15 protein-coding genes are annotated in these 20,415 nt (G+C 65.5%); 7 read left to right on the top strand and 8 right to left on the bottom strand.

What is annotated here, in order from left to right; translation table 11 throughout:
• Positions 1-134: 134 nt before the first annotated feature.
• The 8 genes from CQW49_RS18245 to CQW49_RS18210 all read right to left on the bottom strand — a co-directional run bounded on the left by CQW49_RS18245 (position 135) and on the right by CQW49_RS18210 (position 11,987).
• The gene (locus CQW49_RS18245; RefSeq protein WP_024749529.1) at positions 135-1,268 is read right to left on the bottom strand and encodes a methanobactin export MATE transporter MbnM; all 1,134 of its coding nucleotides are present in this window, start codon (positions 1,266-1,268) and stop codon (positions 135-137) included.
• On the bottom strand, positions 1,265-2,245 hold the full coding sequence (locus CQW49_RS18240) for an MbnP family copper-binding protein (protein WP_024749525.1): 981 nt from the start codon (positions 2,243-2,245) through the stop codon (positions 1,265-1,267). The genes CQW49_RS18245 and CQW49_RS18240 overlap by 4 nt, the downstream gene beginning before the upstream one ends.
• Before the next feature lie 152 nt (positions 2,246-2,397).
• Entirely contained in the window at positions 2,398-4,884 is a 2,487-nt protein-coding gene (locus CQW49_RS18235) for a TonB-dependent siderophore receptor (RefSeq protein WP_003615924.1), read from the bottom strand.
• A 133-nt stretch (positions 4,885-5,017) separates the two neighbouring features.
• Positions 5,018-5,980: a FecR family protein gene (locus tag CQW49_RS18230; RefSeq protein WP_003615926.1), complete on the bottom strand. Its 963-nt coding sequence runs from the start codon at positions 5,978-5,980 to the stop codon at positions 5,018-5,020.
• 78 nt (positions 5,981-6,058) lie between these two features.
• Positions 6,059-6,559 carry an RNA polymerase sigma factor gene (locus CQW49_RS18225; RefSeq protein WP_003615928.1) on the bottom strand — a complete coding sequence of 167 codons (501 nt, stop codon included), beginning with the start codon at positions 6,557-6,559 and terminating at the stop codon, positions 6,059-6,061.
• 98 nt (positions 6,560-6,657) lie between these two features.
• Complete coding sequence (locus CQW49_RS25710; protein WP_024749526.1) at positions 6,658-7,047, bottom strand: hypothetical protein; 390 nt, start codon at positions 7,045-7,047, stop codon at positions 6,658-6,660.
• A gap of 205 nt (positions 7,048-7,252) precedes the next feature.
• Complete coding sequence (locus CQW49_RS18215; RefSeq protein WP_003615184.1) at positions 7,253-9,520, bottom strand: S8 family peptidase; 2,268 nt, start codon at positions 9,518-9,520, stop codon at positions 7,253-7,255.
• A 208-nt stretch (positions 9,521-9,728) separates the two neighbouring features.
• Positions 9,729-11,987 carry a S8 family peptidase gene (locus CQW49_RS18210; RefSeq protein ID WP_003615186.1) on the bottom strand — a complete coding sequence of 753 codons (2,259 nt, stop codon included), beginning with the start codon at positions 11,985-11,987 and terminating at the stop codon, positions 9,729-9,731.
• A 201-nt stretch (positions 11,988-12,188) separates the two neighbouring features.
• Here CQW49_RS18210 and CQW49_RS18205 point away from each other — a divergent pair, with 201 nt between their 5' ends.
• The 7 genes from CQW49_RS18205 (at position 12,189) to CQW49_RS18175 (ending at position 20,415) form a co-directional block, all read left to right on the top strand.
• Positions 12,189-13,550 (top strand): cytochrome P450, encoded by a 1,362-nt coding sequence (locus CQW49_RS18205; protein ID WP_003615188.1) that lies wholly within the window; start codon positions 12,189-12,191, stop codon positions 13,548-13,550.
• 87 nt (positions 13,551-13,637) lie between these two features.
• The gene (locus tag CQW49_RS18200; protein WP_003615190.1) at positions 13,638-14,507 is read left to right on the top strand and encodes a right-handed parallel beta-helix repeat-containing protein; all 870 of its coding nucleotides are present in this window, start codon (positions 13,638-13,640) and stop codon (positions 14,505-14,507) included.
• Between the two features lie 20 nt (positions 14,508-14,527).
• A complete protein-coding gene (locus CQW49_RS18195) occupies positions 14,528-15,322 on the top strand; it encodes a right-handed parallel beta-helix repeat-containing protein (RefSeq protein WP_003615192.1) in 795 nt (264 codons plus the stop codon).
• 25 nt (positions 15,323-15,347) lie between these two features.
• Positions 15,348-16,142: a right-handed parallel beta-helix repeat-containing protein gene (locus CQW49_RS18190; protein WP_003615194.1), complete on the top strand. Its 795-nt coding sequence runs from the start codon at positions 15,348-15,350 to the stop codon at positions 16,140-16,142.
• 124 nt (positions 16,143-16,266) lie between these two features.
• On the top strand, positions 16,267-16,767 hold the full coding sequence (locus CQW49_RS18185; protein WP_003615196.1) for an RNA polymerase sigma factor: 501 nt from the start codon (positions 16,267-16,269) through the stop codon (positions 16,765-16,767).
• Positions 16,768-16,835: 68 nt separating this feature from the next.
• Positions 16,836-17,759, top strand: a complete 924-nt coding sequence (locus CQW49_RS18180; RefSeq protein ID WP_003615197.1) for a FecR family protein — start codon at positions 16,836-16,838, stop codon at positions 17,757-17,759.
• Between the two features lie 166 nt (positions 17,760-17,925).
• The gene (locus CQW49_RS18175) at positions 17,926-20,415 is read left to right on the top strand and encodes a TonB-dependent siderophore receptor (protein WP_003615200.1); all 2,490 of its coding nucleotides are present in this window, start codon (positions 17,926-17,928) and stop codon (positions 20,413-20,415) included.

Raw genomic sequence — 20,415 nt, 5'->3', positions numbered from 1 at the left:
CCGAATCGAGCTCTCCCGGCCCCCTCACGAGCGGTCGGATAAAGACCACGGCGCCCGCCGCCTCCTCTCCCCGCGTGCGGTCGCGTGCGGGGAGAGGTGAGGTGGAGGGCCCGGGCGGGCTCGCGCGGCGCGCCCTATTTCGCCGCGGTCGGCGTCTTCCACGGGTCGGAGAAGCGCGGCGAGGCGACGACGCGCTCGTCGGTCAGCGTGTTCAGAAAGGCGAGGAGATCGGCCTTCTCCTGCGGCGTCAGATCGATCCTCACGATCAGCCCGCTCTTCAGCGCGCTGGCGCGGCCGTCGCCCGCATGCGGCCCGCTCGCTATGTTGCGTCCGCCTTCGGAATAAATGTCGATCACCTCTTGAAGCGTCGCCACGCTGCCGTCATGCATATAGGGCGCGGTCAGCGCGATGTTGCGCAGGCTCGGCGCGCGGAACTTGCCCATGTCGTCCGGATCGCCGGTGATGTCGAAGAGCCCGTGATTGGGCGCGGGATAAGCGCCCTTTCCATCGATGTCGTAGAGCCCGGTGTTGTGGAACGGCAGCTCCGGCTCGCGCGTCCTCGCATGCACGAATTGATCGTCGAGACCGACGCTGCCATGGCAGTGATGACATTCCGCCTTCTCGCCGAAATAAAGATCATGCCCGCGCTGCTCGGCCTCGGTGAGCTGCGCCTCGCCCTGCAGATAATGATCATAGCGGCTGTCGAAGGAATAGACGCCGCGCTGGAACGCCGAGATCGCCGCGATGATCGTCGCGAAGGAAATGGGATCTTTGCTTTCGGGAAAGGCCGCGGCGAACCATTGGCGATAATCGGCGTCGGCGCGAAAGCGCGCGACGATCTCCGCCTTATTGGCGTCGCTCGCGCCCATCTCGATCGGACTATCGCCGAACAGCGGATTGAGCATCTGCCGCTCCAGCGTCACCAGCGCCGGATTGGCCCAGGTGAGCGTGCCATGCCAGCCGGAATAAGCGATCGACGGCGCATTGCGCGGCGTCTTCTCGCCGGTCGAGCCGACCGAGACGATGCGCCCATCGGTGAAGGCGCGCTCCTGCAAATGGCAGGAGGCGCAAGCGATCGTCTGATTGCCGGAGAGGCGCTTGTCGTAGAACAGGCGTCGGCCGAGCTGAAACTTCTCCTCCGACATCGCATTGTCGGCGGGAACGCGCGGCGGCGGAATATATTTGGGGAGATCCCAACTCCACTCCGCCGCTGTCGCGGGCGTCGCGGCGAGCGCCGCGACGAGAACGAGGAAGCGCGCGCGCGTCATTGCTTCGCGCCCGCGATTTTCGCCGTCTCGGCGGCGCCGACGGAGAAGATCGGCGAGACGCCGGGCCGCGTCGGTCTGCCGGCGTCATTCGCGCCCGGCGCGCTGTCGCCGAGATTGAGGCCGAGAGCGGCGAAGACCGGGGGACAATCGGGATCGTCCAACGCCGCCATGCAGCCGACCGCGCCGCCTCTGTCGACGCTGATGTCGCTGCCTTCGAGCAGCTTCGTCAGATCGAGCTCGACGCGCTGCGTCTTCGCGTCGAAACGATCGAGCCTGACGGGAAAGCGATTCTCACGCGCGCAGGAGACGATCTCGCCGCTCGCCGGATTGCCCTTGCAGCCGGTGGAGCCGAGATGCACCATCCAGGTGCGTGACTTCGAGCCGTCGGGCTTGATGACCGGCGCCGGCGGGATCACTTCTATCGTGACGAATCTGCGTCCGGCCTGCCAGTTCCACGCCATTCCGGAAATGTCGAGCGGCGCCGGCGCGGTCTCGACATTGGAATGGTTGATCGAGACGCTCTTGCCGTCGACCATGCTCTCGACCGGCGCGCCGACCGAGAATTCGAGCCCGACATAGGCGCCCTGCGGCGCGACGCCGGTGACGACATTGTTCTTGGCCGGATTGCCCGGCGTGCAGGCGGCGTTGCCGCCGCGCGCATCCTTGAAGTCGATGAGCGCGACATCGGCATATTGCCATTCGTTCTGCGTCAAAGCGATCGGCGTGCGCTCGCCCTTGGCGTCGATCAGCGCGAAGCCATGGACATAGAGCCGCGCCTCCTGCAGCTTGCCGGAAAGATGGCCGGAGCCGAGATCGGCGAGCGGCGCGCCGCAGCCGACCTCCTTGCCCCCCGCCATCAGAGCAAAGGAAATGGCGACCGGCTGCGTCTTGCCGCTGGCCGCCTGCGCCGTCCCCATCACGGCGAAGACGCATCCGGCCGCAGCCGTGACGGCGCCGATCATCTGCAATGCCCGCATCTTTCGATCCTCCTCCCATGCCCGGCCGCCGCGCCGCGGCCGGTTCGTTCTTTCGGAGCCGCCCGCTCCACTGACGCGGACGGCGCAAAAGCGGAACATCCAGAGACGGATTTCTTCGTCGCGCGAGCGCCCCGCCTCTCCGTTATCATGAATCAGAACTCCAGCCGCAGCGATCCGAGAAACGTGCGCGGCGTTCCAGTTTGAATCGTGTATCGGTCCGTCGATGTCGGATAATAGGTCGCGCCGCCGAGATTCTTGACGTTCAATTGGCCGGTGACGGTGTAGCCCTCTATGTTCGTCCGATAGGCGATCATGCCGTTGACGAGCGCGTATGCGGGAAGGACGTAGGAGTTCGCATTGTCGCCGAACGAGCTCTCGTAGACGGAAACGCCGGCGCCGAGGCTCAATCCCTGAATTTCGCCGACCGCATCATATTTCACCCAGAGATTGCCGTAGTTGCGTGGGGACGCCGGCAGCTTGGAGCCGGAAATCGCGAGCTGGGTGGTGATCAACGTCGCCGGATTATAGCTCAACGCGCCTTGAACCGTGCGCACGTCGTCATGCGTATAATTGGCGATGACGCTCCAATTATCGTCGATGCGGCCGGTCAGATCGAATTCGAAGCCCTGGCTGCGGGCTTTGCCGATCAGCAGCGTGTTCCTCGCATTGGTTGGATCCGCATAGGGAATATTGGTCTTGAAGATGTCGAAATAAGCCATTGTCAGACTGAGGCGCCTGTCGAGCAGCTCCGCCTTGACGCCGGCTTCGTAGAGTTCTCCGCGCTGCGGATCCAGCGGGAGTCCCGTCGACGACGAATTGCCGACGCCGAACGACCGCGTATAGCTGCCGTAGAGAGACAGCCATGGCAGCGGCTGATAGACGGCGCCGACGCGAGGGCTGAAGGCGGTGTTGTAGGTCGTCACATAGCTCGAGAGCGCATTGAGATAGGAGCTGAAATTCTTATTGGCGCTCGACTCCGCCCAATCATATCGTCCGCCGAGCAGGATATGAACGGTGTCGTCGAGCAAGGAGATCATGTCCTGACCGTAAACTCCTGTCCATTTTTGCGCCGATTTTCCGAACACCGGATTGCTGTAAGGATTTTCTACCTGCCAAGAGTTCGGAGCATTGATGTTGATCGAGCTGAGAAACGGCTGATAGGAGAGGTAGAGCGGAATATAGTTCTTGAATGCGTCGAGGCCGATCAATATCGAATGATCGATGAAACCGGTCGAAAATTTTCCTTTGAGGTCGAGATTGGTCGCAAACGTCCGATCCGTCGTTCCAGGGATAAAAAGGGCCAAGCGACCGAGCACGCCAGTCGTCGGATTGAAGCTGAATGGAACGATATTTTCGTTGCGGGTGGCGATGCTGGTGTAGCTCAACCGATTGGTCAGGCTCCAGCCGGGCAGAAATTCGTAAGTCCAATCATAGGCGATGCGCTTCCTGTCGGAATGATCAGGATACGCCGTCATGAGGGAAGCCGACGACAGATATCGGCTGATCGGGATCGAGGCGGGACTTCCGCCGACTGCCGGGAGCACCGGATAGTCATCCACCCAGGTCCTGTTTTGATATTCGAAATCGACATTCATCCGAAATTGCTCGATCGGGTGAAAGGTGAGCGTCGGCGCGATGAACAGGTTCCGATCCGAGACGTAATCGCGATAGGAGCCGTTGCTGTAGTACTCGGCATTGACGCGGTACAAGATGGATTTGTCCTTCGTCAGCGGACCCGTCGCGTCGATCGTCGTTCGCGTTCCACTGAAAGATTTCACTTGTTGCTGGATCGAATAATATGGCGTATCGAGCGGCCGTTTGACCACGAGATTGACGATGCCGCCGGGCTCGCCTCTGCCGAACAACAGCGACGCCGGCCCCTTGAGCACCTCGACCGTCTGCAGATTGGTCGTGTCGAGCGTGCGGATCCGATATTCCATCAGACCGTTTTTGAAGATGTTGCCGACGGGGTTCGAGAAGCCGCGAATTTTGAACACTTCGAGGACATTCGCGGTCGACGTCACGCCGCTGACATTGGTGAGGAGCGCGTCGCCGACGCTGATCGCCTGCTGATCGTCCATCGTCTGCCGCGTCACCACCTCGACGGTCAGCGGCGTCTTCAAGAGCGGCGTGTCCATCTTCAGCGTCGTCGGCGCGCTGACGGCGTTGTAGCCCGTATGCCGATCGCCCGGCCCCTGCGGCGCGCCGCCGCGACGCCCTTCTCGCGTCTCGCCTGAGGCGGCGCCCACATCGATCGCCGGCAGCGTCTCCGCGCCGCTCGCGTCGTTGCGCATCATGTCGTTCTGCGCCAGCATAATCGAGACGCTCTCGCCATCGTCGGAGAAGCGATAGGAGAGGCCTGTGCCGTCGAGCAGGCGGTCGAGGCCGCTCTTCACGGAAAAGGAGCCGCGCAGGCCGATCGATCTCATGCTCCGCGTGACGCGCGCGTCATAGAGAATATGCAGCCCGCTCTTATCGGCGAAGCTGTTGAGCGCCGCGCCGAGCGAGCCGGCCGGAATGGCGTAGAGGCGTGACATTGCGAGCGGCGTCTCCGGCGGAATCGCCGCCTGCGCCGGGGCGGGATCGCCTGTCCCGATGGTGAGCGCGCCGAGCGCCGCCGCCGCAATCGTCGAGCTCATACGCGCATTCCTGCTCCGCGCTGTCGCCGCCATTTCGTTTCCCCTTCGCGCTGCGGGGCTCGCATCGCCCCGCCTACCCGACGCGCTCGAAGCGGAAACCGGAACCGACGTCGCACAAAAAAATCCTCGCCTCTCATTGGTGCAGCACGATCAGATAATCGGTGAGGAAAGTAGCGGTGAGGCCGAGCGAGACCTCGATCTCCCGCAGAGCGCGCAGCGGATCGCCGGCGCCGAACACGCCGGTGACGCGGCGCGCGCAATCTGCCGGGCGCAGGCAGAGGATATAGCCGCGGCGGTGGCGTGAGAGAGCGGCGAGCGCCTCGCTCAACGGCGCGTCCTCGACGATGAGCTTGCCGCGCCGCCAGGCGGTCGCGGCGTCTATGTCCACATTGCGCGGCGCCTCCGCGGCGCGCTCGCGCGCATAGACGGTCTGTCCGCCTTCCGCCACGACGATTCCGCCGCCGCCGCTCGTCACCTCGACGCTATGCTCGGTGACGGTGACGCGCGCGCCCTCTTCCGTCAGCGCGATGTCGAAGGCGGTGCCGCGGGCGGTGACGCTCCCCTCCGCCGCCTCGACGACGAAGGGGCGGGCGCGGTCGGCGGCGACCTCGAACAAGGCCTCGCCGCGCAGCAGCGCCACTCGCCGCTCGCCGGCGCCATAGCGCAGGGTGATCGCCGAGCGCGCGTCGAGATGGACGCGGGAACCGTCCTCCAGCGTCACGGAGCGCGTCTCGCCGACGCTCGTCGCGCGATCGGCGCGCAAGAGAATAGAGAGATCGTCGAAGCCGATTAAAAGCGCCAGCGCCGCCGCCGCGGCCAGCGCCGCCGCCGCCGGTCGATAGCGCGGCGCGAAGGCGCGGGCGGCGCGCGGCGAGGGGGACGGGATGCGCAGATGGCCGCGCACATGACGCACCATTCCCGCGATGTCGGCGAAGGCGGCGTCATGGGCGGGGTCGCGCGCGAGCCAGGCGCGGAACGCCTCCTCCTCCTGCGGCTCCAGGGGGCCGGCGCGGCGCGCCACCCACCAGGCGATGGCCTCGTCGCGCGCGGCGTCCGTCCCTTTACCCTTTTCCTGCCCTTTACCCTTTTCCTGCATGCGAAGGCCCGCGAGTGAGGTGCGCCATCGAGACGACGGGGAAGAGGGGCGAAACGGAACCCGCCCCTTTTAAAAAGGTCAGTCCAGCGCCGCGCGGCAGAGGCGCAGGGCGTTGGCCATGTGCTTGCGCGCCATGCGGTCGGAGACGCCGAGCCGGCGCGCGATCTCGGTCATCGGAATATCCTCGAAGACGCCCATCAGGAACACATCGCGGCAGCGGGGCGACAGCGCCGCGATCGCCGCGGCGAGGCGCTCCGACTTGCGCTTATGCGCCAATGTCTCCTCGGGCGTCGCCTCGGGCGAGGGCGCGTCGAGGAAGTAGTCGACATATTGCAGATAGCTCGACTCGGTCTTGCGCCGGCGGAGGAAATCGAGGCTGAGATTGACGGCGATGCGCTGGAGAAAGGCAGGCGGGTCGACGACCGCGTCGAAACGCTCGTGCCGCAGCGCGCGCACAAAGGTCTCCTGCAGCAGGTCGGGCGCGTCGTCCGGCCCCACCTTGCGGGTCAGATAATCGAGCAGCTCGCGCCGGTTGCGCAGGAACAGCTCGCGGAAGGAGAGCCTCTTTCGGTCCGGCACGAGCGATCCTCTATGGCTCGAATCGCGGCCGGCGGCGCAGACGCGCGCGCAGGCCGCCCGGAGGGGCGGGAGAGAGGGGCGCGGCGCGCCCGAAGGGCTCAGGCTCGAGGAGGCGCGCGCGGCGATCCGGAGAAGGCGCGGCTGGAGGGCGGCGGCGCGTCCGCGGCGGGAGGGCCGGCGAGCGCGGCGGCGAGGCGACGCTCCGCCGCCTGCGCGGGCGACGGCGGCGGCGCCACGTCGCCCGCCCAGCGGAGCGCGCATTGGCTGCAATCATGCCCCGCGCTGGAGGGCGCATGGCCGCCGCCGGCGGCGCGGCAGATATCGGCCGCCGAGGCGGAGAGGACGACGCCGACGTCATCCCCTTGAACAGCAGCGCGTCGCAGATCGGCGACGAGAAAGGCGAGCGCCTGCAAAAGCAGGGCGAGCACGACGCCGCAGGAAGCGGTCGCGCGGACGGCCCGGCGTCGGAGGGGCAGAAGCTTCGCCATCAGACGAAAATCCGCAAAAGGGCGAAGATCGTCAAGCGCGCAGAATGGCGCAGGCGGTCCGTCGGGTCAGGGACGCGAGCCCGAGAGGCTCGCGCTATGGCGCCAGGAGCGTAATCCGATCCAATTGGATCGGATGACGCTCTCGCATTCTTTCGTTTGAGCGAATTCTGATCGATCGAACGATTCCGTTCGATCGGAAAGCGCTCTATTCGGCCAGCGCCGCGGTTGAACGATCGAGGCTCTGCGCGCCGGCGGGCGAGAACCAGAGGCGGTATTTGCCCTCCGCCCCGTGCCAGCCGCCGAGCTGAATTTGATAGGTCGTCCCCGCCTTCATATAGAAGGTGACGCGGCTCAGCGTGGTGCTGCTGTTCGGGATGTCGTCATTGACCGCGATCAGCGTCAGCGCATTGACCGCCGCGCCCGTGTAGACGGCGAGCACCGTGTCGTCGAGCGTCGGCGAGCCGAGCGTGTCGATGCTGATCAAACCGGAAGCGGGCGCCTTGAAGCGGAACCAGACGGTCGTCGTATTGGCGGCGTCGCCGTTGAGATCGGGCTCGCCGGTCTGCTTGGTCGCGCCGACATTGGTTCCCGAGACGCCGAGCTCCGAATTTGTCGACACATTCACGACGCGCGCCTGGGCGAAATTATCATTCGCCGGCGGGCGCACGAGATTGAGCTGGATCGCGCATTCCTGGCTGGCGCTGCGGCCGGCGACGGCGATGTGGTAGGTTTCGCCGGCGACGGCGCTGAAGCGGACGCGGCTCTGCTTCACGGTCGAGGAGATATTGTCGCTCACCGCAACGCGCGTCCCGAGATCGGCGGCCGACGCCGCGCCTTTATACACGGCGAGAACCGTGTCGAATCCCGAGCCGAGCGTGTCGATGGCGACCGGGCCGGAGGCGAGCGGCGTCCACCGCCACCACACGCTGCGCGTGGTGCTGGTGCCGACATAGCTCGGCTCGCCCGCTTCGAGCGTCGCGGCGATATTGGAGCCCTCGGTCGTATACTGAGTCGCCGTGCTGGGGATGGCGAAAGCAGCGGCGAAATTGTCGTTCTTCGGCGCGACGGGGTTGAGCAGACGCGAGCGCGCGCCGTCGATGCGCAGGCGCCGCTTGATGAACGCGCCGCCCGAGCGCGTGTCGGGCGTCAGCGGTCCGGTCGATTTCAGCGCATCCTCGATGCGGCAGGCCGACGCCTTCGGGAACAGCTGACGCAGATCGGCGATCGCGCCCGCCACATGCGGCGCGGCCATGGAGGTGCCGCATTTCGCGCCGAAGTCGTTGGTCGGCACCGAGGAGATCACGCAATCGCCGTCGGTCTCGCCGCCGGGCGCGAACAGATCCGTGGTCTGGCTGATATTGGTGTAGCTGGCGACGACGCCGGCCCGGCTCGTCGCGGCCACCGACACGATCGTCGACAGGCAGGCGGGGTAGGACATCTGGCCGGTGTCGCCGTCATTGCCGGCCGAGACCACCGACAGCACGCCCTTGCTGCGCAGGCTGTCGATCACCGGCTTCAGCAGCGCCATGTCGGCGTCGTCGTCGCAAATGCCGGCGCTGAGGCCGCCGCCGACGCTCATATTGATCGAGGCGATCTTCAGCGGATTGGCGCCGGAGTTCTCCATCACCAGATCCTCGACATGCTCGAAGGCGCGCAGGATCGTCGCCTGTGAGACGCTGTCGTTGGGGCCGAAAATATTGATCGGCACGATCATCGCGCTCGGAGCGACGCCCTTGCTCGGCGTGCCGGAGGCTCGCTTGCCCAATGCTATGCCGGCCGTATGCATGCCATGGCTCGCTCCCGCCGACGCGGCGGCCGCGCCGGTTCCGATCTGCTCATTGGAGCCGTTCGGACAATCATTGGTGTCGAGGAAGCAAGCCTCGCGCCCTGGATAGAGGCGCGACAGGCCGACGAAGACGTGATCGCGCTGCAGGCCATCGTCGATGTGCGCGATCGCATAGCCGGAGCCGGTGCCGCCGAGCGACTGAACAGTCGGCGCGCCAATGAGCGGCAGGGTCACCGCGAGATGTCGTTTCATCGGGCGATCATATCGGATCGAGACGACGCGCGGATCCTTGGCGAGCTTGGCGAGCTCGGCCGCGTCGACCACCGCGGAGAACGCCGGAACCGTGGCCAGCCGGACGAGCGCGGGCGCGCCCCTGGCCCCACCCATGCGAGACAGCTTGTGGCTCGACAGCACCGTGTCGACCGTCGCCGCGACCTTCTGCTTTGTCGCGGCGCGTGTCGAGGCGACGCGCGCTGCGGTCGCGAGCTCCTGGATCGTCGCTCCAGCGCCGGGCTCGACGACGACGATGACGCGCACGGCCCCCTCGGCGGCGAGCGCTCCGGCGATCTCCGGCGCGGTTCCGCCCTTCGCGGCAATGGCCGGATCGATCTGCGCCGTCTTCGGCGCGGCCTGCGTGGAAGAGGCCGCGACAGCGGCGACGAGCGCGACGACAATCAAACGAAACATGACGATGAAGCTCCTGCCGGGAAAGACGATCGCTCGGTCGGAGCCGATGCGCGGCCGATTATCCCGCGTAACTCCGCCCGACGCAATCCTCACGTTCACGCTCGTAGCAGGCGAAGCAGCGGGACGCTGCACGGGAGCCGGGAATGGAGGCCAAACACGAAAAGAAGCGGCGCGAACGCCGCTCCCGATCTTATTCCGATGCGCCGCTCTATTCGCCGAGCGAGGCTTTTGCGCTCTCGACGCTCTGCGCGCCCGCTGGCGAGAACGACAGCCGATAGCGGCCCTGGGCGCCATTCCAGCCGGCGACCTGGACGTAATAGGTCGAGCCCGCCGTCATCTGGAACTTCACGAGACTCTGCGCGTTGCCGGAGTCGTCGTTCACGGCGATCGGCGTCAGCGAGTTGAGGGCGGAGCCCTTGTAGACGGAGAGCACCGTGTCGAAATTCGAGCCGAACGTATCCAGCGTGATGACCTTGGTTTCGAGCGCTTTGAAGCGGAACCAGACGGTCGTCTTCGAAGCGCTATTGCCATTTGGCGCCGGCTCGCCGGTCTCGAGGGTCGAGCGCGCATTGCTTCCCGAGACATTGACCTCGGTGACGACGGGAACGGTCACGACGGTCGCCCGAGCGAAATTATCGTTCAACGGCGGGCGCGTCACATTGAGCTGAATGTTGCATTCGTCCGCCGCGGTCTTGCCGAGCACGACGATATGATAGGTCGTGCCGGCGACGGCGCTGAAGGAAACGCTGCTCTGCACGAGCGTCGGGGTGATATTGTCGCTCAGCGCGACACGTGTGCCGCGGCTCGTCACCGAGGTCGCTCCGGTATAGACCGCCAGCACCGTATCCAGCCCCGAGCCGAGCGTATCGATGACCACGGGTCCCGAAACAGTCGGCGTCCATTTCCACCACACGCTGTGGGCGTTGCCCGTCCCGGAGAAGCTGGGCTCGCCCGGCTCCTTCGTGGCTCCGACATTGGTGGCCGTGTGCACCGAATATTCGGTCGCATTCGGCGGCAGAACCGACGCCGCGGCGAAATTGTCATTGCCCGGCGCGACAGGGCTCAGGAGCCGCAGTCGCGCGCGGTCGACCTTTATGAGCGATTTGGTGAGCGAGCCGTTCGTGCGCAGATCGGAGGTGGGGATGCCGGTCCGGATCAGCGCTTCCTCGATCTGGCAGGCCGTCGCCGCCGGGACCGCCGAGCGCAGCGCGGCGACGGCTCCGGCCACATGGGGCGAGGCCATCGACGTGCCGCACTTCGCGCCGAAGGCGTTGCTCGGCACGGAGGAGATCACGCAATCGCCATTGGTCTCGCCGCCGGGCGCGAAGACGTCCGTGGTCGGGCTGATGTTGGTGTAGCTCGCAATGACGCCGGCGCGGCTCGTCGCGGCCACGGAGAAAATCGACGACAAACAGGCCGGAAACGCCATTTGGGCGGTCTGGCTCTCATTGCCCGCGGCGACGACCGACACGACGCCCTTCTTGTGCAGATTGTCCACGACCGGCTTCAGCAGCGCCATGTCCGGGCTGTCGTCGCAATTGCCGGGGCTGGCGTCGCCGCCGACGCTCATATTGATCGAGGCGATCTTCAGCGGATTCGAACCGCCGCTCTCCAGCACCAGATCCTCGACATGCTCGAAAGCGCGCTGGATCGTCGAAAACGCCGTTCCGTCGCTCGGGCCGAAGATGTTGATCGGCACCAGCTTCGCGAGCGGGGCGACGCCTTTGCGCGGCGTCGTGCCCGCATTGTAGCCGAGCGCGATGCCCGAGACGTGCATGCCGTGGCTGGCGGTGGCGGCGGCCGCCGAAGCGCCCGTCCCGATCTGCTCATTGGAGCCGTTCGGGCAATCATTGGTGGAGAGGAAGCACGCCTCGCGCCCCGGATAGAGCCGCGACAGGCCGACGAAGATGTGATTGCGCTGAATGCCGTCGTCGATCACCGCGATCGCCGCGCCGGCGCCGGCGCCGCCGGCCGAATGCACCGCCTGCATGCCGATGAAGGGCACGGTCACCGTGAGCTGCTTCTGCATCGGGCGGTCATATTGGATCGAGACGACGCTCGAGTCTTTCGCGAGCGCGACGAGTTCGGCCTCGTCGACCACGGCGGAAAACGCCGGAGTCGTCGTCAGCCGAACGAGGGCGGGCGCGCCCTTGGCGCCGCCGACGTGAGACAGCTTGTGCTTCGTCAGGACGCTGTCGAGCGCCGCCTTCACCTGGCTCTTCACCGCCGCGCGGGTCGAGGCGACGCGCGCCTGCGCCGACAGATCCTCGACGCTCGCTCCCGAGCTCGTCTTGACGACGACGAGGACTCGGACCGAGCCGGTCTCGGCGATCGCCTCGGCGATCGCGCTCGCCGTCGCCGTCTTGGCGGCGATCGCCGGATTTATCTTCGGCTCCTTGCTCTCCGCCGCTCGCGCGGACGAAGAGAGAGCGGCCGCGGTAAGCGCGGCAATCATGAAACGGAACATTTCGCTATTGCTCCCTGAACGTCGGACGGCGGGCTTCGCCCGCGCCGCGGGTGCAATATCCTGCACAACCGGACCGAAAGCAATCCTCGGGGCCTTCGCTTTGCCCAGCGCTCGTCGACGCGCCGATGACGCATTGCGAAACGCCGGAAGACAGCCGCCATTCGCTGCGGCATAAAAGGCGCAGCGAATGGAGCCCCGCCGATGTTTCACGATCCCGACCTCATGCCCTTCACGCCGCGCGCGCGTCCGTCGTTGCGCGTCGCCGCATTCAACCAGATCGAGAATTGGCCGGCGGAAACCTATCGAGAAGCGCATGCGACGATGCGCGGCGTCTTTCCGCTGCTGGCGCCGACGCTGCTCATCGCCGATCCGACGCTCATCGAGGAGGCGCTCGTCGCGCGCGCCGAAGCATTCGAGCGCGACCGCTTTCAAACGCGCGCGCTGACCAATGACGTCAATCGCGCGAGCCTGTTCTTCGCCGAAGGCGCCGATTGGCGATGGCAGCGGCGCGCCGCCGCGCCGGCCTTTCGTCACGACAATCTGCTCGCGCTCGTTCCGACCTTCGCGCGTTGCGGCGCCGATCTCGCGAAAGAATGGCGCCGCGCGAATGACGGCGCCGTGCGCGACGTCGCGCCGGAGATGTCGCGGCTCACCTTCGACATCATTCTGCGCGCCGTGCTCGGCGCCGGCGCGACGCGGCTCGACGAGCGCAGATTTCTCGAGGCGCTGGCGCCTTCGCTCGCGAGCGTCGGCTGGCGTTTTCTCTATGCGCGCATCGGCCTTCCGGAAGCGGTTCCCTATCCCGGCTCGCGCCGCGTCGCGCGAAGCATCGCCTGGCTGCATGACGCGACGAAAGAGCTGATCGCGCATCGACGCCAAGAAGCCGGGGAGTCGAAAGACATTCTCGCTCTGCTGCTCTCCGCGCAGGATCCGGAGACCGGGCGCGTGATGAGCGACGACGAGCTATTGTCCAATCTCTATACATTCATGGTCGCCGGACACGAGACCTCGGCGACGACGCTCGCCTGGGCGCTGTGGCTCATCGCCAAGGATCAAGCGACGCAGGAACGGCTGCGCGCCGAGGTGAGCGCCGTCGTCGGCGCGCGCGAGATCGGCGCGCAGGATATCGAAAAGCTCGGCTTCGCACGGCAGGTCTTGAACGAGGCGATGCGCCTCTTTCCGCCGGCGATCGGCGTCGGCCGCGCGCCGCGCGAGGACATGACGCTCGGCCCGCTGCGCCTGCGCGCCGGACAGCTGCTCATCGTCGCGAGCTTCTGCGTGCATCGACACGAGAAGCTCTGGGACGAGCCGCACGGCTTCGATCCCGAGCGTTTTTCGCCCGAGCGCGCCAAGGCGCGTCATCGCTGCGCCTTCCTGCCCTTCGGCGCCGGTCCGCGCATCTGCATCGGCATGAATTTCGCCATGATCGAGATGATCGTGCTGCTGGCGAGCCTCGTGCGCGATTTCCGTTTCCATACGACGCCCGGTCATCGCATGATGCTCGGAACCAATCTCACCTTGCGCTCGCGCACCGGCCTGCCGCTGGCGATCACGCCCCTGTGAGCCCCTCTCGCTGACGAGTCTCTTTTTTTCTGCTTCGTTTCTGGCGGCCCCCGTGTATTGTAAAGGAACGTTTTCTCGGGGGTCGACATGCTCGTTCGCTTTCTTCGCTGCGCCGGTCTCGCGCTCGGCCTCGCCGCCTCCTGCTCCGGGAAGGCGAGCGCCGCGGCGCTGTCCTTCCTCTCCGTCGCCGGCGCCAATGCCGGCGACTGCTCCGATCCCAAAACGCCCTGCCGAACGCTCTCCTATGCGCTCACGAAGACGTCGACCGGCGGCGAGATCAAGACGCTGCTCCCCGGCAATTACGGGACGGCGACCATCACCACGGCGATCACGCTCACCGGCGTTCCGGGCTCGCTGATCATGGTCGGCTCGGGCGCCGTCGGATTGACGATCAACGCCCTTTCGAGCCAGATCGTCTCCATCAGCGGCTTCACTCTCAACGGCCAGGGAGTCGGCAAGATCGGCGTCATGGTCACCAAGGCCGGGCAATTGATCCTGCGCGACTGCACGATCAAGAATTTCACCCAGACCGGCGTTCAGCTGCGGCCGGTGACCGTGATGAAATTTTCCATCGAGGACGCGTTCATCGCCAATGTCGGGACCTATGGAGTCGAGGTCAGCAAGACCGGGACGGGCTCGGCGACCGGCGTCGTCCATCGCTCCACGATCATCGGCCGCGGGACCTCCGGCATCGGCGTCTTTCTGACGCAATCCGCCAATGTCCGCGTCTCCGACAGCCTGATCGGCCATTTCGAGTTCGGGATCTATTCGGGCGCGAGCCCTGGCAATGTGCTGCGAGTCACGCGCAACACCGTCTCGCAGAACGTCAATGGCGTCGTCATCGAGAAGGATGTGGGAGCGGTCGCCGAGACGGGGCATGACAATTTCATCGCCGGCAACACCACCGATATCGACACCATCAACGGCGCTCCGCTGACCAATGTCGGCACGCAGTGATCGCGCAAAGGGAGGCTTTCATGTCGTCTCGCCGACTCGCCGCCGGCCTCGCGCTCGCGGCCGTTCTTCATGCCGCGCCGGCTCTCGCCGCGAACACCGTGTCCTTCGTCTCGGTCACCGGCGACGATGCGCGCAGCTGCGCCGCGCCGGCGACCGCCTGCCGCAGCTTCCAGCGCGCGCATGACGCGACCTCGCCGCATGGCGAGATCATCGCGCTGACGCCGGGCGATTTTCGGCCGCTGACGATCACCAAATCGATCAGCGTCACCGGCGTCGACGGCGCCGGCGTCTTCGGCGGCGCCTCGCGGCTCGTCACCATCATCGCGGAACCGACCGATGTCGTTCATCTCACCGGCCTGACGCTCGACGGCGGCTCGCTGTCCAACACCGCCGTGCATATGGGAACCGCGCGCAGCGTGACGCTCCGCAAATGCGCGATCCGCAATTTCATGCGCTGGGGGCTTCGGACGACGGCCGTCTCGCGGGCGCTGATCGAGGACGTGTCCGTCAGCGTCATCGGCAGCGACCCGGGCTTGGATCTGCATGCGCCGACCCTCGTGCGCCGCGTCGTCGCGCGCGCCGCGCATGGCTCGGCGCTCGTCGCCGGCGCGGGCGGCGTCACCGTCTCGGAATCGTCCTTCGCGGACAACGCCAATGGCGTCGACGCATTCGGTCCGCTCTACATGACCCGGTCCGCGCTGACCGGCAACAGCGTGAGCGGCTTCCTCGGCGACATCACGAGCGCCGGCGACAATTTCATTCGCGGCAATGGACCGGGCGGCGGCGGGACGATCATCAATATCGGCAGGCAGTGAGCGTGCGCTCGGGGATGGGGACAAGATGAGAAGCAAGATCGCATTTGCCGGCGCCGCGCTCGCCTGTCTCTCCGCCGCGCCCGCTCTCGCCGGCTCCGTGTCCTTCGTCTCAGCGACCGGGGACGACACACGCAATTGCGCGACGCCGGCGACCGCCTGCCGGACCTTCCAGCGCGCGCATGACGCGACCTCGCCGCATGGCGAGATCATCGCGCTGACGCCGGGCGATTACGGTCTCCTCAGGATCACCAAATCGATCAGCGTCACCGGCGTCGAGGGCGTCGGGATTTTCGGCGGCGCGGGCAGTTCCGACCAGATCAAGATCGCCGCTGGCGCGAGCGACGTCGTCTATCTCACCGGGCTGACGCTCGAAGGCGCGGGCGCTGGCGCCGGGATCGTGGTCGATAGCGCCGCCGCCGTGACGATAAGGAAGTGCGCGGTCTCAAACATCGCAAGCTCGAGATTTTATGGGATCTTCATGGGCGGGTTCGACCGGACGCTGATCGAGGACACGTCCGTTTCGAACGGAAACGACAATATAGCCATGTTCGGCGGACGCGCCCTCGTCCATCGCGTCATCTCGACCAATGCGAAAGACGTCGCGATCGTCTCGCGCGGCGCCCTGACGATCGCCGAGACATCGGCTTCGGGCAGTTCGGATGGGATTTCGCGGTCCGCGCCAATCTTCATGACCCGATCCGCGGTGACCGGGAACCGCTTTTCCGGCGTCCTCGGCGACGTCACCAGCGCCGGCGACAATCTCATTCGCGGCAACGGAACGGATGTGTCCGGGACGGTCACCAATATCGGCCGGCAGTGAGCGCAGGCGCCGCCCTTTGTGACATTGCCGCAACAAGCCGGATTTATTTCCGCGCGGCCGTTGACCGCTGCATCGGCGCGGCTCTACCTTCGGAGCCTCGCAGCGGTGTGAGCGGATGCGGCGGATGTTCTCACGCGAGCAGAGCGCGATCGGCGATCTCTTCGAGCGCCATCGACGCGAGCTGATGACTTATCTCTTGCGCAGGGTCGGACGCGACGACGCCCCCGACCTGCTGCAGGAAACCTTTGCGCGCTTCATCGCGCGGATCGAGGCCGAGGCGGTGGCCGAGCCGCCGCCCTTCCTGCAGAAGATCGCGATGAATCTCGTCCGCGATTTCGCGCGCGCCAAGGCCGCGGAGACGAAGCTGTTCGAGCTCGGCGCGGTCGGAGCCGACGCGCCCTCGCCGGAATTGTCGCCGCTCGCGCAAATGGAGGCAATGGAGAAATGGCGGCTCGTCCACGCCGCCATTCTGGCGCTGCCGCCGCGCTGCCGCGAGGTGTTCGTGCTCTATATGAACGACGGGCTCGATCTCGGCGCCATCGCCTCCAGGCTCGGGATGTCGCGCAACATGGCGCAGAAGCATATGCGCATGGCGCTCGCCCGCTGCTGGGCGGCGCTCGAATAATTTGCGCGCCCGACCTCCTCTTCCGGCCGCTCACGCGTGGAACTCGAGGAGAGGAGCGCGCCCCCGCCATGACCGACGACGAGCGAGCCATTCCCGAGGCGATCCGCGCCGCGGCCATCGACTGGTGGCTGCGCCGCAACGAGCGCGCGCCGACGCGCCGCGAGCAGCGCGCCTTCGAGGACTGGCTGGCGGCCGACCCGCGCCATGACGCGGCTTTTCAGAAAATCACCAGCGTGTGCGGCTTTCTCGGCGCGAAGCTGCCGGGCGCGCGCATCCGCAAGGCGCCCGGCCGCAAGCGCAAAATCGCCGGCGTCGCCGCCGCGGGCGCGCTGGCGCTGCTGTTCCAGCACGACATTTTCCTCTATCTGCGCGCGACCCATGTGACCGGCGCCGGCGAGACGCGGGCCGTGACCCTCGCCGACGGCTCGCGCGTGGAGCTCGACGCGAAGAGCGCCATCGCCGTGCATTTTGCGGATGGCGAGCGGCGCATCGCGCTCCTCGAGGGCGAGGCCTGGTTCGAGGTCGCGCCCGACCCCGCGCGGCCTTTCGTGGTCGCCGCCGGCTCGGGCGCCGTCACCGCGCTCGGCACGGCTTTCGACGTGGCGGTGGCAGGCGAGCGGGTGCGCGTCGTGGTCGGCGAGCACAGCGTGAAGGTGGAGAACGGCGGCGCCGGCGTCGTGGTGGCGGAGGGCGAGCGCACCGCCTTCACGGGCGGCGCTGAGGCCTCGCCGCCCGCCCGGACCGATGTCGCGCGGGCGACCGGCTGGCGCCGTGGCCGGCTGATCTTTGCGGATGCGCCGCTCGGCGAGGTGGTGGCGACGCTGGCGCGTCACCATCGTGGCTATGTCGCTTTCCTCGATCCCGCTCTGAAGGCGCGGCGGGTGACCGGCGTGTTCCTCGCCGACGATCCGCTCGCCGCCTTCGACGAGCTCGAGAGCGCGCTCGGCCTGCGCCTCACTCGGCTTTCCAATTATCTGATTTTGATCCATTAACAATTTTTTTCATCGGTCGACCTCCTCTTTTCCGGCCGCCTCCGTGGAGTCGTCGAGGGTTTTGAGAACCCAAGACGAACGAGATGAGGCGGCGATGAAGACGGGGCGTTCGAAACAGATTGCGCGAGACGGACGGGCGATTGGAGGCGGCAAGATCGGAGGCCGGATGGGATCGACGCTGGCGGCGGCGGCGATGAGCGCATTCGCATTGGGGGCCGGCGCGTCGGATAATCCGGCGCAGGCCAATGTCGCGCCGCAGGAGCGGCTGGGACTGCTGCGCCGCTATGAGCTCGGCCCGGCGCCGCTCGCCGATAATCTCAACGCCTTCGCCGACGCCAACCGGCTGCAGATCGTCTATGACGCGGAGGTGACGGGCGGCCTGCGCTCGCGCGGGCTCGTCGGCGAATACAGCGTGCGCGAGGCGCTGGACCGCCTGCTCGAAGGCTCGGGGCTGAGCTATCGCCTGTCCGAGCAACGCTCGACGATATCGATCAGGCTGGCGCAGAACGACACGGTGCGCAACGATGCGAGCGGCGCGGAACCGCTGCCGCCGATCGATGTGGGGACGGAGCAGAAAACCGGCGCTGCGCGAGGTGGTCGCCGGGCGAAGGACACGGGGCCGGGCGGCAGATTCACCGGCTATAATACGACGAGCACGACCGGCGCTCTGAAGATGGACGCGCCGATCCTGCAGACGCCGCTGGCCGTGCAGGTCGTGACGCGCCAGACCATCGACGATCAGCAGGCTTTCTCGGTCCCCAATGCGATCATGACCAATTCCAGCGGCGTCCAGCCGCAGCTCGGCTACTTCGAGCAATATAAGGTTCGTGGATTTACGACCTGGCCCTATCGGAATGGACTCTATCAATATTCCCCCGGCTTCGTCGACACGACCAATGTCCAATCCATCGAGGTTTTGAAAGGGCCCGCCGCCATGCTCTATGGTCGTTCCGAGCCCGGCGGCATCGTCAACATCGTGACGAAGCGTCCGCTGGAAACGCCTTATTACTCGATACAAGAACAAGTCGGGTCTTACGGCCTCACCAGAACCACCATGGACATCACCGGCCCGGTGACGGAGGACAAATCATTGCTGTACCGTTTCAACGGCGAATATATTTCCGAGGGTTCATTCCGCGATTTCGTCAATGATCGTCAGGTTTTTCTCGCTCCGACCGTCTCCTGGCAGCCGATCGAACAGTTCAAGATCAACATCGATTTCGAATATCAGCATCGGACCTATCTCAACGATTCTTCGTTTTTCCCCGCGTTGGGAGGGGCGCCAGCCCCAATCCCTGTCAGCCGCTATCTGCAGCAGCCGGGTGTCATTGGGAATCCCGCCGAGAATTATGACCGCAAGCTCCTCGCCTATGATTGGAAGTGGGATTTTCTGCCCGATTGGAGCCTCACGAACCGTTTTACCTACTGGACTGCGAACTATAGAAACATGAACAGTCTCGCCGGCGCGTTCAACGCCGCCACCGGCGATTGGACAACATCCGTTTTTTCGTATCCGGGATATGAGCAGGAGACATTAGCGACGAATGTCGATCTGAAAGGCAAATTCGAGACGGGCCCGCTTCGGCATTCTGTGCTGCTCGGTTACGACCATACTCAGTGGCGTTGGCCGATGCTCGAATACATGATTTCGACTTCGCAGACTATGAACATTTATAATCCGACCTATATCCCGCTCCAGAATATTTATGGCAACGTACGCGGCTGGAACCCCCAACGCCAGAAATGGGACGGACTCTATGGGCAGGATATGATCTCCGCCTTCGACGACAGAGTGCATCTGTTGCTCGGAGGCCGATTTGATTGGGCTCGAACAGGCTCGAACACGAATTACAGCAGTCCCGACCTTGCCAGAGCCACTTTCAAGGATCACTACGACCACGGTTTCAGCCCCCGCATCGGCTTGACCGTTCAACCCCTTCCATGGCTTTCGCTCTATGGCAATTTCACAAAGTCGATCGGCGCGAACAATGGTCAGAGCCTCGGCGGTCAGGCGCTCCCGCCACAAAGAGGTGAGCAATTCGAAGGCGGCGTCAAGGCCGAGTTCTTCGACGGACGGCTCTCGGCCTCGGCCGCCTATTTTGACATCACCAAAACCAATGTACCGCAGGCCAACCCAGCCAATCCCAATACCTCGCTGCTCGTGGGCAAGGTGCGCAGCCAGGGCTTCGAGTTTGATCTGACCGGTCAGGTGGACGAAAACTGGAGCCTCATCGCCAATTACACGCATGATGACGTTCGCGTCGTGCAAGGCGTCACGAACCCGAATCTCGCGACGGAGATCCTCACTCAACAGGCGATCACAGGCAATGTGCTGCCAGGGAGCCCGCGCAATTACGGCAATCTCTGGCTCAAATATGACGCCTCCGGCGAGCTGTCGGGTCTGAGCCTCGGAGGCGGCGTCACGGCGGTCGCCAGCCAGCTCGGCGACAATGCGAACTCTTTCGTCCTGCCGGCCTATGCCCTGCTTCGGGCGATGGTCTCCTATCAGTTCAAGATCGACGGCTACACGATCACCGCGCAGGTTAACGGTAACAATCTGACGAACACGAGGTATTTCACCACCTCATCCAACAGATACAACCTTACTCCCGGCACGCCGACGATAATTATGGGCTCGCTGCGCGTGGAATTCTGA

Origin of the sequence: Methylosinus trichosporium OB3b (genome assembly GCF_002752655.1) — a bacterium.
In the GTDB taxonomy this organism is placed as follows: domain Bacteria; phylum Pseudomonadota; class Alphaproteobacteria; order Rhizobiales; family Beijerinckiaceae; genus Methylosinus; species Methylosinus trichosporium.
This window is presented reverse-complemented; position numbering and strand designations above follow the sequence as displayed.